The sequence below is a fragment of the Fructobacillus tropaeoli genome, from assembly GCF_001047135.2.
In the GTDB taxonomy this organism is placed as follows: Bacteria; Bacillota; Bacilli; order Lactobacillales; family Lactobacillaceae; genus Fructobacillus; species Fructobacillus tropaeoli.
The window spans coordinates 117,728-130,707 of record NZ_DF968078.1 but is presented as its reverse complement, the minus strand read 5'-3'; the positions used below and the strand labels follow the sequence as shown (position 1 = coordinate 130,707).

General features: G+C 43.4%; 12 protein-coding genes and 1 tRNA gene. 12 read left to right on the top strand and 1 reads right to left on the bottom strand.

All coding sequences use genetic code 11. The features are described from left to right. Positions 1-36 precede the first annotated feature (36 nt). The 5 genes from ribF to AOQ32_RS00605 all read left to right on the top strand — a co-directional run bounded on the left by ribF (position 37) and on the right by AOQ32_RS00605 (position 5,782). On the top strand, positions 37-993 hold the full coding sequence (ribF, locus tag AOQ32_RS00625; protein WP_083994305.1) for a riboflavin biosynthesis protein RibF: 957 nt from the start codon (positions 37-39) through the stop codon (positions 991-993). Between the two features lie 193 nt (positions 994-1,186). Next, positions 1,187-2,218: a heat-inducible transcriptional repressor HrcA gene (hrcA, locus tag AOQ32_RS00620; RefSeq protein ID WP_059393113.1), complete on the top strand. Its 1,032-nt coding sequence runs from the start codon at positions 1,187-1,189 to the stop codon at positions 2,216-2,218. A gap of 18 nt (positions 2,219-2,236) precedes the next feature. Then, a complete protein-coding gene (grpE, locus tag AOQ32_RS00615) occupies positions 2,237-2,842 on the top strand; it encodes a nucleotide exchange factor GrpE (protein ID WP_059393112.1) in 606 nt (201 codons plus the stop codon). A 99-nt stretch (positions 2,843-2,941) separates the two neighbouring features. Beyond that, positions 2,942-4,789, top strand: a complete 1,848-nt coding sequence (gene dnaK, locus AOQ32_RS00610) for a molecular chaperone DnaK (RefSeq protein WP_059393111.1) — start codon at positions 2,942-2,944, stop codon at positions 4,787-4,789. Positions 4,790-4,870: 81 nt separating this feature from the next. Beyond that, on the top strand, positions 4,871-5,782 hold the full coding sequence (locus AOQ32_RS00605) for a DnaJ C-terminal domain-containing protein (RefSeq protein ID WP_059393110.1): 912 nt from the start codon (positions 4,871-4,873) through the stop codon (positions 5,780-5,782). 97 nt (positions 5,783-5,879) lie between these two features. Here AOQ32_RS00605 and def read toward each other — a convergent pair whose 3' ends face one another. Further along, positions 5,880-6,458: a peptide deformylase gene (gene def, locus AOQ32_RS00600; protein ID WP_047974846.1), complete on the bottom strand. Its 579-nt coding sequence runs from the start codon at positions 6,456-6,458 to the stop codon at positions 5,880-5,882. Between the two features lie 205 nt (positions 6,459-6,663). Between def and AOQ32_RS00595 the strand changes: the two genes are divergently transcribed. From AOQ32_RS00595 to AOQ32_RS09030, 7 genes are all read left to right on the top strand, one after another. Next, complete coding sequence (locus tag AOQ32_RS00595; protein ID WP_047974852.1) at positions 6,664-6,939, top strand: UPF0223 family protein; 276 nt, start codon at positions 6,664-6,666, stop codon at positions 6,937-6,939. Then, on the top strand, positions 6,932-7,723 hold the full coding sequence (locus AOQ32_RS00590; RefSeq protein WP_059393109.1) for an inositol monophosphatase family protein: 792 nt from the start codon (positions 6,932-6,934) through the stop codon (positions 7,721-7,723). The genes AOQ32_RS00595 and AOQ32_RS00590 overlap by 8 nt, the downstream gene beginning before the upstream one ends. A 54-nt stretch (positions 7,724-7,777) precedes the next feature. Next, positions 7,778-9,616 (top strand): translational GTPase TypA, encoded by a 1,839-nt coding sequence (gene typA, locus AOQ32_RS00585; RefSeq protein WP_047974848.1) that lies wholly within the window; start codon positions 7,778-7,780, stop codon positions 9,614-9,616. Positions 9,617-9,688: 72 nt separating this feature from the next. Continuing rightward, a tRNA-Ser gene (locus tag AOQ32_RS00580) sits at positions 9,689-9,779 on the top strand. 448 nt (positions 9,780-10,227) lie between these two features. Beyond that, a complete protein-coding gene (locus tag AOQ32_RS00575; protein WP_059393108.1) occupies positions 10,228-10,509 on the top strand; it encodes a hypothetical protein in 282 nt (93 codons plus the stop codon). Between the two features lie 938 nt (positions 10,510-11,447). Next, positions 11,448-12,200, top strand: coding sequence for a hypothetical protein (locus AOQ32_RS00570; protein WP_059393106.1), 753 nt, complete (start codon positions 11,448-11,450; stop codon positions 12,198-12,200). Positions 12,201-12,744: 544 nt separating this feature from the next. Then, positions 12,745-12,876, top strand: a complete 132-nt coding sequence (locus AOQ32_RS09030; protein ID WP_275542750.1) for a hypothetical protein — start codon at positions 12,745-12,747, stop codon at positions 12,874-12,876. The last annotated feature ends 104 nt before the right edge of the window (positions 12,877-12,980 follow it).

The following is a 12,980-nucleotide window of genomic DNA, read 5'->3' as shown; positions in this document are numbered from 1 at the left end:
TGATTGAATTAGCAGAAACTCTGATATAATATGCCCATGACTGAATTAATATCTTTGCATTATCCATTAAAAGAATTGCCCCAGTTGACTAGCAAGCAAGTGCTAGCAATGGGCTTTTTTGACGGGGTCCACCTGGGCCACCAGAAGGTAATCCAGGAAGCAGCACGGGTGGCGCATGAAAATGGCTTGCCACTGGCCGTTTTGACTTATAGCCCTTATCCGGGATTGGTGTTTAAAAAGCTGCCCCAACCCTGGCATGATTTAACACCCTTGGACCAAAAGGTTCAGCTCTTAGGGAAACTCGGCGTTGAGCGGGTGTACTGCCTCCAATTGACATCACACCTTTCGGCTCTGCATCCAGAAGAATTTATTAAAGAAATTCTCTTGCCTCTCCAAGTTCATACCGTTGTCGCGGGCTTTGACCACCGCTACGGCAAGAAGGAGTACCAAGCTGACATGGCTCACCTGCCTGAATATGCTGCTGGTCGCTTTGATGTCCTGACGGTTGCTAAGAAGACCCTCGGTAAATCAGCTGCCAAGGTGGCCTCAAGGCAGATCCGCCAGGACCTAGCCACCGGTGACTTGGCTGCCGTAACGGAAAGTCTTGGTCGCGTCCACGAGACCACTGGGCTGATTGTCCATGGAGATGCTCGGGGTCGGACGCTGGGCTTCCCAACGATTAATATTTGGACGCCGGAAGTTGAGTTTCTGCCTGGTATCGGTGTTTACGCTGTGAGCGCCTATGTCGATGGCCGCTGGGTTGATGGCATGGCCTCGATTGGTCGCAATGTGACTTTTGAAGCGAACCGACCGGTGACAGTTGAAATCAACCTCTTTGACTTCGCTGATGAGGTTTATGGCGAGCCAGTGAAGGTTCAGTGGTACGCGAAGTTACGCAATGAAGTGAAGTTCGATTCCGCAAAAGCCCTGGTTGACCAGTTGCTGATTGACCAACAAAAGACACGTGAATACTTTCAAGAAAAAGCAGATTAATTTTAATCTGCTTTTTTCATTGCCATGACATAATCGCTGATAAGGTTGATAGATGGGTATTTTTTCATAAAATTAGCACTCGTTTACAAAGAGTGCTAAAAATAGTTTGCATTTTTCTCAATCTTTTGTATAATATAGTTGTTAGCAGTTAAGAGTTTTGAGTGCTAAACAAAATTAAAGGGGGTTTGGGTTGATGCTAACTGATCGACAGCAATTAATTTTGGCGGCGATTATTTATGAATATACCCAGACCGCCCGAGCGGTCGGGTCAAAGACCTTACATGACCAGTTAAATTTGGAGTTTTCACCGGCAACGATTCGCAATGAGATGAGTTTCTTGGAGGAAGCCGAGCTGATTAAAAAGCTCCACACCTCTGCCGGTCGAATTCCTTCAAAAGCTGGTTACCGCTACTACCTTGACCACTTAATGGTGGCCGACCAGGTTTCTGACCAAGATGTTGCGCTGATTTCCCAACGGATTCGTGGTAACTTCCATGAATTGGATGATTTGCTTGGCCAAACGGCCCGGCAATTGGCAGACATGACGGGGTTAACGGCATTGGTGTTAAAGCCAAAGGCCGTTAACCTAAAAATCTCGTCTTTCCAATTGATTCAGCTGGAACGGCAACAGGTTTTGGCCGTCCTAGCAACTTCTGATGGGAAGGTAACCTCACAAACTTTCCGCCTACCAAAAGAAATGACCGTCTCGTCCTTAACGGACATGGTGGCTTATATCAATGCACAGATGGTTGGCAGACCGGTTCAAGAGGTTCTTTCACTGATGAATTCAGAAGAGTTGCCCGTCACGCTTTCACGCAATGTTGAAAGCCCGGCAGCTTTCCTACAGCTCTTCGGTGAAGTGTTGGCTCGATCGGTTGAAGAGCAGGTCCACATTGGTGGTCGGCTCAACCTCTTAGAGGTGGCCGACGACGCCTACTTAAACCTGAAGGAAGCCCGGTCGGTCTTGGAGTTGTTTGACTCGCCTGGGGCGGTGCGCCAATTGGCTGTGACACAAAAACAGTCGGTGACGATTCGCTTGGGTCAGGAGTTACCAACGTCGCTTTTGCAGGATTACGCCATTCTGGCCGCACCGTTTTCGGTCGGCGGCGATGATGGCGGTGTGATCGCATTAGTGGGTCCCATTCGGATGCCATATGCTAAGGTTGCCCGATTATTATCAACCTTTGCCAAAGCACTAGATACAAAATTACTCGAATATGTTTAACCAAAAGGAGGAACGCCCGTGGCGAAGTCTGAAGATGAAAAAGATTTGAAGCAAGCTGATATTGAGGAAGAAACAGAGGCAAAGGAATTTGCTGATGCAGACCAAACTCAAGAAGAAGCTAAGGACAAATCAGAAGAGACGCAAGCAGAATCAGTGGAGGAACCAGCAGTGGATCCACTAGCTGATTTGCAAGCAGCCCTTGAGAAGAAGGAGGATGAATTACTTCGTGCTCAGGCTGAAATTCAAAACATCCAAAGTCGTAATGCTCGTGAAATTCAAAATATTCGCAAGTATGACGGCCAGAAATTAGCCGAAGCCATCTTACCGGTGGTTGATAACTTGGAACGCGCCCTTGCCGTTGAAGTGGGGGATGACGACCAGGTGGCACAAATCCACAAGGGTGTTGAAATCACGTTGAAGACTTTGAAGCAGGCGTTGACAACCAACGGTATTCAAGAAGTCGGTCAAGTTGGTGATGACTTTGATCCAAATACCATGCAAGGTGTTCAATCCGTGCCGGCAGAAGGCAAAATTAAGGCCGACCAAGTGGCAACGGTCTTGCAAAAGGGCTATGTCCTTCAAGATCGCGTCATTCGCCCAGTGATGGTCGCGGTTGCACAATAACATTTACAAAATAGCAAATATCTGGTGACTCAGCCCTCTGGCACCACACCTTAAAAAGCTTAAGAATATGATTTAAAAAATAGGAAGGGTCGATATACTATGTCAAAGATTATCGGAATTGATTTAGGAACTACTAACTCAGCTGTTGCCGTTTTGGAAGGTGGCAAGCCAAAGATTATTACAAACCCTGATGGTGGTCGGACGACACCTTCAGTTGTGTCATTTAAGAATGGGGAGACCCAGGTTGGTGACGTTGCAAAGCGCCAAGCAATCACAAACCCAGACACGATTTCATCAATCAAGTCTCACATGGGCGAAGAAGGTTACAAGGTAACCGTTGATGGTAAGGACTACACACCACAAGAAATTTCAGCCATGATTTTGCAGTACATCAAGGGCTATGCAGAAGACTACTTGGGAGAAAAGGTTGACAAGGCCGTAATTACGGTTCCTGCATACTTTAACGATGCCCAACGTCAAGCTACCAAGGATGCCGGTAAGATTGCTGGTTTGGAAGTAGAACGTATCATCAACGAACCAACGGCTGCTTCATTGGCTTATGGAATGGACAAGTTGGATAAGGATGAAAAGATCTTGGTCTATGACCTTGGTGGAGGAACATTTGATGTTTCTGTCCTTGAATTAGGTGACGGTGTCTTCGAAGTTTTGTCAACAAACGGTGATACTCACCTTGGTGGTGATGACTTCGATGCTAAGATTATCGACTACTTGGCTGATGAATTTAAGAAGGAAAACGGCATCGACTTGAAGCAAGACAAGTTGGCCTTGCAGCGTTTGAAGGATGCCGCTGAAACTGCTAAGAAGACTTTGTCTTCGGCTACTGAAACACAAATCGACTTGCCATTTATCGCTTCTGGCGACCAAGGACCTTTGCACTTGCAAACTTCTTTGACTCGCGCAAAGTTCAACGAATTGACAGCTGATTTGGTCAAGAAGGCCGAAGCACCTGTAATGAACGCCTTGAAGGATGCTGGCTTGTCATTTAACGACATCGATGAAGTGATTTTGAACGGTGGTTCAACTCGTATCCCTGCTGTCCAAGAATCAGTGAAGAAGATGACTGGTAAGGAACCAAACCACTCAATCAACCCTGATGAAGCCGTTGCCTTGGGTGCCGCTGTTCAAGGTGGTGTGATTACTGGGGATGTGAAGGACGTTGTCTTGTTGGATGTTACGCCTTTGTCACTTGGTATCGAAACCATGGGTGGTGTCTTCACGAAGTTGATTGATCGCAACACGACAATCCCAACTTCAAAGTCACAAGTCTTCTCAACTGCAGAAGACAACCAGCCAGCCGTTGATATTCACGTTTTGCAAGGTGAACGTTCAATGGCGGCTGATAACAAGACTTTGGGTCGTTTCCAATTGTCTGACATCCCTGCTGCAAAGCGTGGTGTCCCACAAATCGAAGTGACGTTTGATATCGACCGTAACGGTATCGTGAACGTTTCTGCTAAGGATTTGGGAACGCAAAAGGAACAAAAGATTACCATCCAAGCTGCCGGTGGTTTGTCTGACGAAGAAATCGAAAAGATGATGAACGACGCCAAGGCAAACGAAGAAGCCGACAACAAGAAGAAGGAAGCAGTTGAAACGCGCAACAACGCCGACCAATTGATTTTCCAGACTGAAAAGACGTTAGAAGAAGTTGGCGACAAGTTGTCAGATGACGACAAGAAGCCAACACAAGATGCCTTGGATGCTTTGAAGAAGGCTAAGGAAGATGCTGCTGCCGAAGACGCTGACTTGACTGATTTGAAGGCCAAGACAGACGACTTGCAAAAGGTAGCTACTGAATTGGCAACGAAGTTGTACCAGCAAGCACAACAAGCCCAAGAAGCACAGGGCGGTGCCGAAGGTGCTAAGAAGGATGACAACACCGTTGATGGTGACTTCGAAGAAGTTAACCCAGATGACAAGAAGTAATCTTTTCTTTGCCAGTGAAAATTGATACAATGGACCAGCTGCGGCTCGGTCCGTACATATTTGAATCAAAGGAGTCCGCTTGTGAATAATACTGAATTTTACGACCGTCTTGGAGTTTCTAAGACAGCTAGTCAAGATGAAATTAAAAAAGCATATCGCAAACTTTCAAAGAAGTACCACCCTGATTTGAACCATGAACCAGGGGCAGAGGTCAAGTATAAGGAAGTTCAGGAAGCCTTTGAAACGCTTGGTGACCCACAAAAGCGCCAGCAGTATGACCAATTTGGTGCTGCAGGTGCCCAGGGTGGCTTTGGAGGTCAAGGCGGCTTCGGCGGTGCTCAGGGTGGTTTCGGCGACTTTTCTGATTTGGGCGATATCTTCTCTCAAATGTTTGGTGGCGGGTTCCAGGATCCAAATGCACCACGTAAGGGTCGTGACCTCCAGTACCGGATGCATTTGACTTTTGAGGAAGCCATTTTCGGAACTGAAAAGAACGTTAAGTATACGCGTTCACAGGCCGACCGTTCACAGCGCGAGGTTAAGGTGAAGGTACCTGCTGGTGTTGAAACTGGCCAGCAGATGCGCTTGTCTGGCCAAGGTGAAGACGGTGTTAATGGTGGTCCACAGGGTGACTTGTACGTGGTCTTCTCCGTTGCGGCTTCAAAGGATGGCTTTGAGCGTGACGGTGCTGATATCTACCTTCAGCAAGACATCGACTTTATCACGGCAGCTTTGGGGGCTGAAATCCCCGTTAAAACGGTTCACGGTGAAGTGAAGTTGAAGATTCCGGCAGGAACGCAAAATGGTCGTCGCTTCCGCTTAGGTGGCAAGGGTGCTGCTCGTTTGCATGGTAACGGCTATGGCGACCAATTCGTTGTGGTGAACGTTGTTGTGCCAACAAAGCTTAACAAGGACCAGAAGGCTGCCTTAGAGGCCTTTGCGACCGCTTCAGGTGCTAAGGTTGCTAAGAAGAAGTCAATCTTCGATAAGTAAGACAATTTAAAATCAGTTAAGACGTCTTTAGTCTTCATCTGTTCAAACACAAAAAGCCGGCTCAGACGAGTCGGCTTTTTGTGTTTGATTATGATTTTTAAAGGTACTTGGTTGAATCATCCACGTGCCATGGATCTTGGCGGTTGATGTGGTCATAGTACAACTTGCCATGCAAGTGGTCAATTTCGTGTTGGAAGACGATGGCAGGGTAGTTGCGCAAAGTCTTTGTCAGAGTCTGACCGGATTCGTCTTGGTAGCGAACCGTAATCTTCTTTGACCGAGGGACAAAGCCAGGAACGTCTTCGTCAACCGAGAGGCAACCCTCACCGGTTTCCAATGCGGCCCGTCCAACCGTTTCAGACACGATGACGGGGTTAAAGACAACACCCTTGAAGAATGGCTTGTCTTCGGCATCTTCGGCTGGGTCAGCAGAGGGAATCAAGATGGCTGTCATCTGCAAAGATTCTCCAACCTGTGGGGCAGCGAGGCCAACGCCGGGGCGTAGACCGTACTTTTCATTTTCTTCCTCGTCTTGTGAGACTTCTAAGTAAGTCATCATATCCTTGGCGAGTTGTTGGTGCTCAGCACTAAGAGGGAAGGGAACTTCCTTAGCCTGGTCACGCAGAACAGGGTCACCGTCGCGCGTGATTTTATCCATAGTGAAACGAATTGTCATGTTGGTTAACTCCTACTTACAATTTATCAAATCTAAGTATAGCAGAAATCAGTTAGCAACGGGCTTTTGCTCTTTGACTTTCCTGATTTTTTCGTGGATTGGTACGGGGATTTAACTGTTAAATCAGCTGGCTTTTCTGGAAAGGGGAGTGAAAGCTTGTTAAAATAGAGGTGATATGTTTATTGTGCATTTGAAAGGATTTTCTATGGCAGAGCAATACCAGCTTCCAATTGACGGTAATTGGAATCAGGACGATATTATTGCGGTTTCAAATTTGATTGATGCCGTTTTGCAGGTTTATGAGGGCGGCTGTGACCGTGAATATCTCTTAACGACTTACCGGCGGTTCTTGACCGTAATCCCATCCAAGTCGGAGCAAAAGGCCTTTGACCGTGATTTTGAGCAACAAACTGGTCGGTCAATCTATCAGACGATGAAGTTGACAGACAAGCCAGTTAAGCGGGTTTTAGTCAATGACTGAGTGGACGAGCAATCAATTAATCCAGGTTGATCAAACGGTGCGACGCTGGTTGGTCGAGCTCGGTCGTGAGGCTAGGGGAACCAAGAACCAAGATTTACAGGTTGGTCAAAAAGAGGGGGATTTCCGCAACATCGTGACCAACCTCGATACCACCAACCAGGCATGGCTTGTTGACCATATTCGGTCAATCGACCCGGATGCCCATATCGTTGCCGAAGAAGGTGACTTGCAGCGCCCCGAAACCATGGCAGGTCATGTCTGGTTTATCGACCCGATTGACGGCACGCTAAATTTTGTCCATGAAAAAACTGATTTTGCCATTATGGTGGCCCTCTATGTTGATGGAAAGCCAACATTAGGTTGGATTGCCAAAGTGATGACAAATCAGGTCTTCCATGGTGGCCCTGAAATTGGGGCCTTTATGAACGACCAAAAATTGGCACCAGTGGCCAACCTTGGCCTGACAGAATCGATTTTAATCGTGTCCGGCCGCCGTCTGATTAGTGGCGAAAAGCCCTACGCGACGCTTGCCGCTGCTGCTTTGGCCTATCGGGTTTTGGGGTCGGCTGGCATTTCCTTTAGTCGTTTGTTCTTACAACAGGCAACGGGGTATTTCTCAAAGCTGTCCCCATGGGATTTAGCAGCCGGTCGTGTCCTTGCTGAAACGCTCGGCTACGTGGTCAAATCACTTGACGGAAGTCCGAAAAATATGCTATCATCAAACACAGTATTAATCGCTACAACCAAGACGTATCGCGAGTCAGTCAAGATAGTGAAAGACTAGGGAGAGAAGCCCTAGTCTTTCTTGTGAGTAGCAAAGACAAAGGAGCACATAAAATTGGCAAATCTTCGCGAAGATATTCGTAATATCGCTATTATTGCCCACGTCGATCACGGAAAGACGACGTTGGTTAACGAACTGTTAAAGCAGTCTGACACATTGGACGCCCGTAAGGAAGAATCTTTGGGTGACCGTGTGATGGATACCAACGATATTGAAAAAGAACGTGGAATCACGATCTTGTCAAAGAACACTGCTGTTCGTGTTGGCGACAAGCAGATCAACATCTTGGATACCCCAGGTCACGCCGATTTCGGTGGAGAAGTTGAACGAATCATGGGAATGGTTGACGGGGTTTTGCTCGTCGTTGATGCCTTTGAAGGTACTATGCCTCAGACTCGTTTCGTTTTGAAGAAGGCCTTTGAACAACACTTGACACCAATTGTGATTGTCAACAAGGTTGACCGTCCAGGTGCTCGCCCAGAAGAAGTCGTTGATGAAGTTTTGGACTTGTTCATCGAATTGGGCGCTGATGAAGATGATTTGGACTTCCCAGTTATCTATGCTTCAGCTATGAACGGAACATCATCATTTGATCCTGATATCGACAAGCAAGAACACACGATGGACCCAATCTTTAAGACGGTCTTCGAAACGATTCCTGCACCAGTTGACAACTCTGACGAACCATTGCAGTTCCAAGTTGCCATGTTGGACTATAACGACTTCGTTGGTCGTATTGGTATTGGTCGTGTTAAGCGTGGAACAATCAAGGTTGGTGACAACGTTGATGTTTTGAAGCTTGATGGCTCATCACAAAACTTCCGCGTTACAAAGCTTTCTGGTTTTATTGCTTTGGACCAAGTTGAAATCCAAGAAGCCAAGGCCGGTGATTTGATTGCCGTTTCTGGTATGGAAGACATCTCAGTTGGTGAAACAGTTGTTGACCCAGCTCATCACGATGAATTGCCATTGCTTCGTATCGATGAACCAACGTTGCAAATGACTTTCCGTCAAAACGACAGCCCCTTTGCTGGTCGTGAAGGAAAGTTCGTGACTGCTCGCCAAATCGAAGATCGTTTGTTGCGCGAATTGCACACTGATGTTTCTTTGCGTGTTGAAGACACTGACCAAGCTGGTGCTTGGTTGGTCTCAGGACGTGGTGAATTGCACCTTTCAATCTTGATTGAAAACATGCGTCGTGAAGGCTTCGAATTGCAAGCTTCACGTCCACAAGTTATCTTCCGCGAGGAAGACGGTCAAACCACTGAACCTTACGAATCAATCCAAATCGATACACCAGATGAATATTCATCAACTGTTATCGATTCATTGAACCAACGTAAGGGTGAAATGCAAAACATGGAAGCTGTCGGAAACGGTCAAACTCGTTTGACTTATATGGCACCTTCACGTGGTTTGATTGGTTACGCCACTGAATTTATGACAGCAACCCACGGTTATGGTATTTATAACCACACATTTGCTGAATACCGTCCAATGGTTAAGAATTGGGAACCAGGCCGTCGTAACGGTGCCTTGGTTTCAATCAACCAAGGACAAACAACTAACTACGCCATCATGGGTGTTGAAGATCGTGGCCAAATGTTTGTTGGCGCCGGTGTTGACGTCTATGAAGGAATGGTTGTTGGTATGAACGCTCGTGACAACGACATCTCTGTTAACGTTACAAAGATGAAGCCACAGTCAAACGTTCGTTCATCAAACAAGGACCAAACTGCTTCAATCAAGACTCCACGTGAGATGAACTTGGAAGCATCAATGGAATTCTTGAACGATGATGAATACGTTGAAGTAACGCCCGAAAACGTTCGTATCCGTAAGGCTATCTTGAACACTGCTGAGCGTGAAAAGGCTGCTAAGCGTCGCAAGTAAGCGTTTTAGCACCATCTGAAACAAACAAATAAGTATAGTGGCATGGACCAATCTTCATGTCACTATTATTTTGGAGCTATGGCACAATCCGGTACTGCAGCGGACTCGAAATCCGTCGAGCCGTCTTATTGGCGGTGTGCGGGTTCAAATCCCGCTAGCTCCTTTGAGATAAATCAGAATTGAATTATTAAGTCGTAATGAGAAGCCGTCGAGAGACGGTTTTTTTTGTTGCAAATTCTAGCGTTTATACATTAAAAATATAAAAATAGATATTTATTTTAATATTTATGATTTTTATGGTTAAATAACTTTACATTATTTATAAGTATCTAGTAGTATTAGTGATAGAAGAAGTCGATTCACTTTTATATATTATATCTGTCTTTGAGAGTACAGATTATAAGGAGGAAAAACCATGTCAACAAAAAGTTTTAGTACAAATTTTAGTTTCAACAGTCAAACAGCGGATGTTTTCGTAAAGATGATTGATGCCTCCACTTCACTGAAACTTCAAACATCTGGCAATTTAAAGGTGTTGAACAAGAATTGAATTGTTGGATAAATTGAACAAGCGATTGAATACACGCTAAAAATTTTTAGGTAACGTTTTTGTGGATAATCAATATGACGTAGTACAATTCTCTGATTTTAGTGATATAGCTAAAAATGATCAGAAATTTTCATGCATTTTTGACGAAATGCTTTTTTCCAATCATGGGTTAAATAAAGATGTTGAAATGTTTATTAAGAAGAAAGCAGGCCAGTTTGACGCCATGAATATGGCGAAGACATACTTAGTCATGGATAGGGGGCTGAGAGCAATTTGTGGGTATTATTTAATTGCCTCCAAGTCTCTGACAATTAAACAACGTGACTGGGAACAATTGTCATAAATAACTCGACGTAAATTAAATCCCTTTGGTTATAACGATACACAAAGAGACCAAAATATACCGGCTATTTTGCTTGGGCAATTAGGTCGAAATTTTAATGTTGCCATTCCAATCAGCGGTGATGATTTACTTCAGTTTGCCTTCGAAACTATTCGAGGAATTTCGAAACGGGTGGGTGGTCGATATTTGTACCTCGAAGCAAATGATACGCCAGGGTTGGCAAACTTTTATACAAGGCATGGCTTCAGCTGTTTGTCGGACAGTGGTGGTAACTGTTATAAAACTAAAAATTACCAAATCATGTTTGTTAAAAAGATATGACATGGACAATCAGGAATAGGCACACAGGGCTCTTCACCTAAGCGTGAGGAGTTTTTTTGTTCATTAAAGGCCGCCAATGGATTTTTTATGTAATTCTTCATTAACATGCTAAAAGAGTGTAATTTAGTATAAATTCTACTGCAAGGTGTGCTCAATAAAAATTTGAAATGTATGTACTGAAATTAATACTTTAAAATATAGAATGCAATGTTCGATTATCATTCGTTTTATAGAATTTTGAGCTTATTATTGAATCAATTAATTAAGTTTTCTGTTAAATTAGAGAATCATAAGGTTATTAATGTAAAGCAATTGTTATTGTTAAGGTAGTAAATTGAATCTAGTTTGTAGTACTGAGAATGTTAAAGTTAAATACATTAGGGGGAGAAGATATGAAAATAAAAATATCAAAAATTTCTTTTATAGTAGTATTGTTCATGGCTTTTTTAACTTTGGTAATTGGTTTGTTTTTTCATATAAAAGGGTACTGGAATAATTATTGGACTTTCTGGTCCAGCTTTTCAGGTGCTATAACAGCCGTAATTGTTTTTATTTGGTAATCACAGGATGACCGCCGTAATGATGCTGTTAGTCGTTATTTGGAGTTTCAGGATGATATGTTCAAGGATATATCAAATTCTTTACTTCAATTCGATTCGTCTTTAAGAGTTGAAAACCAATCAATTGAAGAGAAGAAAGAGTTAGCACAGGAATTAGTTACTTTGCTTTATATGATGGAAGAAGGTAAAAATCGACTGAGTTACGTTAAGCATTTTCAAAAAGCCAGTGATGAACCTGATCCACGGTTTGGTAGTTTTACTGATTTAGACTGTCGGTTAAGAGTAGTTTTAGCCGATCCTAAAAATGAGGACTTAAGAGATTTGATTGAAAATAATTATCCAGATTTGAAAAGAATTATTTCGCAAAAATTCGCAGGTCAAAATGCAGAAGATAGTATTCTAAAGCATTGGTATTTGTCCGAGAAAAGTGCTCGTTCTGCCAAATACTTAATAGGTGTTGCAGCGGTTGATAAAAGAATTTTGGGAATTTATAAAATTGGTGGTTCTAAGGCAATTGAACTCGAAGGAGTGTGGGTTTCATTTAAATATGATGAAATTGAGGAAATCCTGAAACCTGTGAGTGAGAAAGAAAAAAATAAAGATAACTACGTAGCAGAAGAATTAAAGCAATGGACAGGACGTAATCCAATTTTGTATTTGAAGGAGTATTTTACTAATGCTAAGGGTGAAAGTATACTTTCTAGTCAGACAAAAGAAGGTTTAGCACGCCAATTGAAAATTGAGCCAAAGGAATTCGATCAACTTGGTGATCGCGAAATTATTGTTGTGAGGACGGTTGATTTGAACTAAAAAGATAGGCATGAATAGTAAGAATCCGAGACTTTAGTAATAAAATAAATTGAAAATTAGGAATGTTATCGGTCTTTTGGACATTCAATCGAAGTCACTTTTTGTAAATCTATCTTAATTTGTAAATCAATTTATAATATAAGGGCCCCAGAATTTTTTTAAATCCTGGGGCTCTTATTGTTGTTAACTTTTGTATACGTCACTGTTAGTTAATCTTTTTGGTTAATTAATTACAGTGTGATGGTATTGCTTTTGATTTTTAGTTACTCGACGCTGTGCTTGTTTTAAAATCTTAACTTCATAGTTTTGAGTAGAATCTTCCAAGATTCTTTGTGCTAAATGAGCGTAGCCGAGAAATGTTCTTTGGAGGGGTTTTCCCGACAGATATCTTAGTTTAACAGTTTTTGCTACTCTAAATTTATTATTATTATCGAGCTTCTTTTTAACTAACTTTATTTGTTCCTGTTGTCGAGGCGTAAAATCAGAAAGGTCGTAGGATGATTGGACAATAGCTTTATTTTTAGAATCACGGACTAAAAAGTGAATGCCTGTCTTACCAATGACTAGTCGTTTGCAGAAGCATCACACTGATACGTCGTTATTGTCATTAGTTGCACTTGGTTTGCTAACGCTCTTCAGCGGCAAGCGCCGTCGTCAACATGATGATAAAAAATAAGGCAAATCAACTTGTTTCAAGTATTGACAGTTATTAAAAAACTGCTAAACTTAGAAATAGATTAGCCGATGAGCAGGAGAAGATGAAACTTGGACAAAAAGCGA

Coding starts and splice junctions, on each gene's coding strand:
- hrcA (WP_059393113.1), top strand. CDS start 1,187: ATGCTAACTGATCGACAGCAATTAATTTTGGCGGCGATTATTTATGAA.
- ribF (WP_083994305.1), top strand. CDS start 37: ATGACTGAATTAATATCTTTGCATTATCCATTAAAAGAATTGCCCCAG.
- AOQ32_RS00590 (WP_059393109.1), top strand. CDS start 6,932: ATGACTGAGTGGACGAGCAATCAATTAATCCAGGTTGATCAAACGGTG.
- dnaK (WP_059393111.1), top strand. CDS start 2,942: ATGTCAAAGATTATCGGAATTGATTTAGGAACTACTAACTCAGCTGTT.
- AOQ32_RS00570 (WP_059393106.1), top strand. CDS start 11,448: ATGTTCAAGGATATATCAAATTCTTTACTTCAATTCGATTCGTCTTTA.
- def (WP_047974846.1), bottom strand. CDS start 6,458: ATGACAATTCGTTTCACTATGGATAAAATCACGCGCGACGGTGACCCT.
- AOQ32_RS00595 (WP_047974852.1), top strand. CDS start 6,664: ATGGCAGAGCAATACCAGCTTCCAATTGACGGTAATTGGAATCAGGAC.
- AOQ32_RS09030 (WP_275542750.1), top strand. CDS start 12,745: ATGCCTGTCTTACCAATGACTAGTCGTTTGCAGAAGCATCACACTGAT.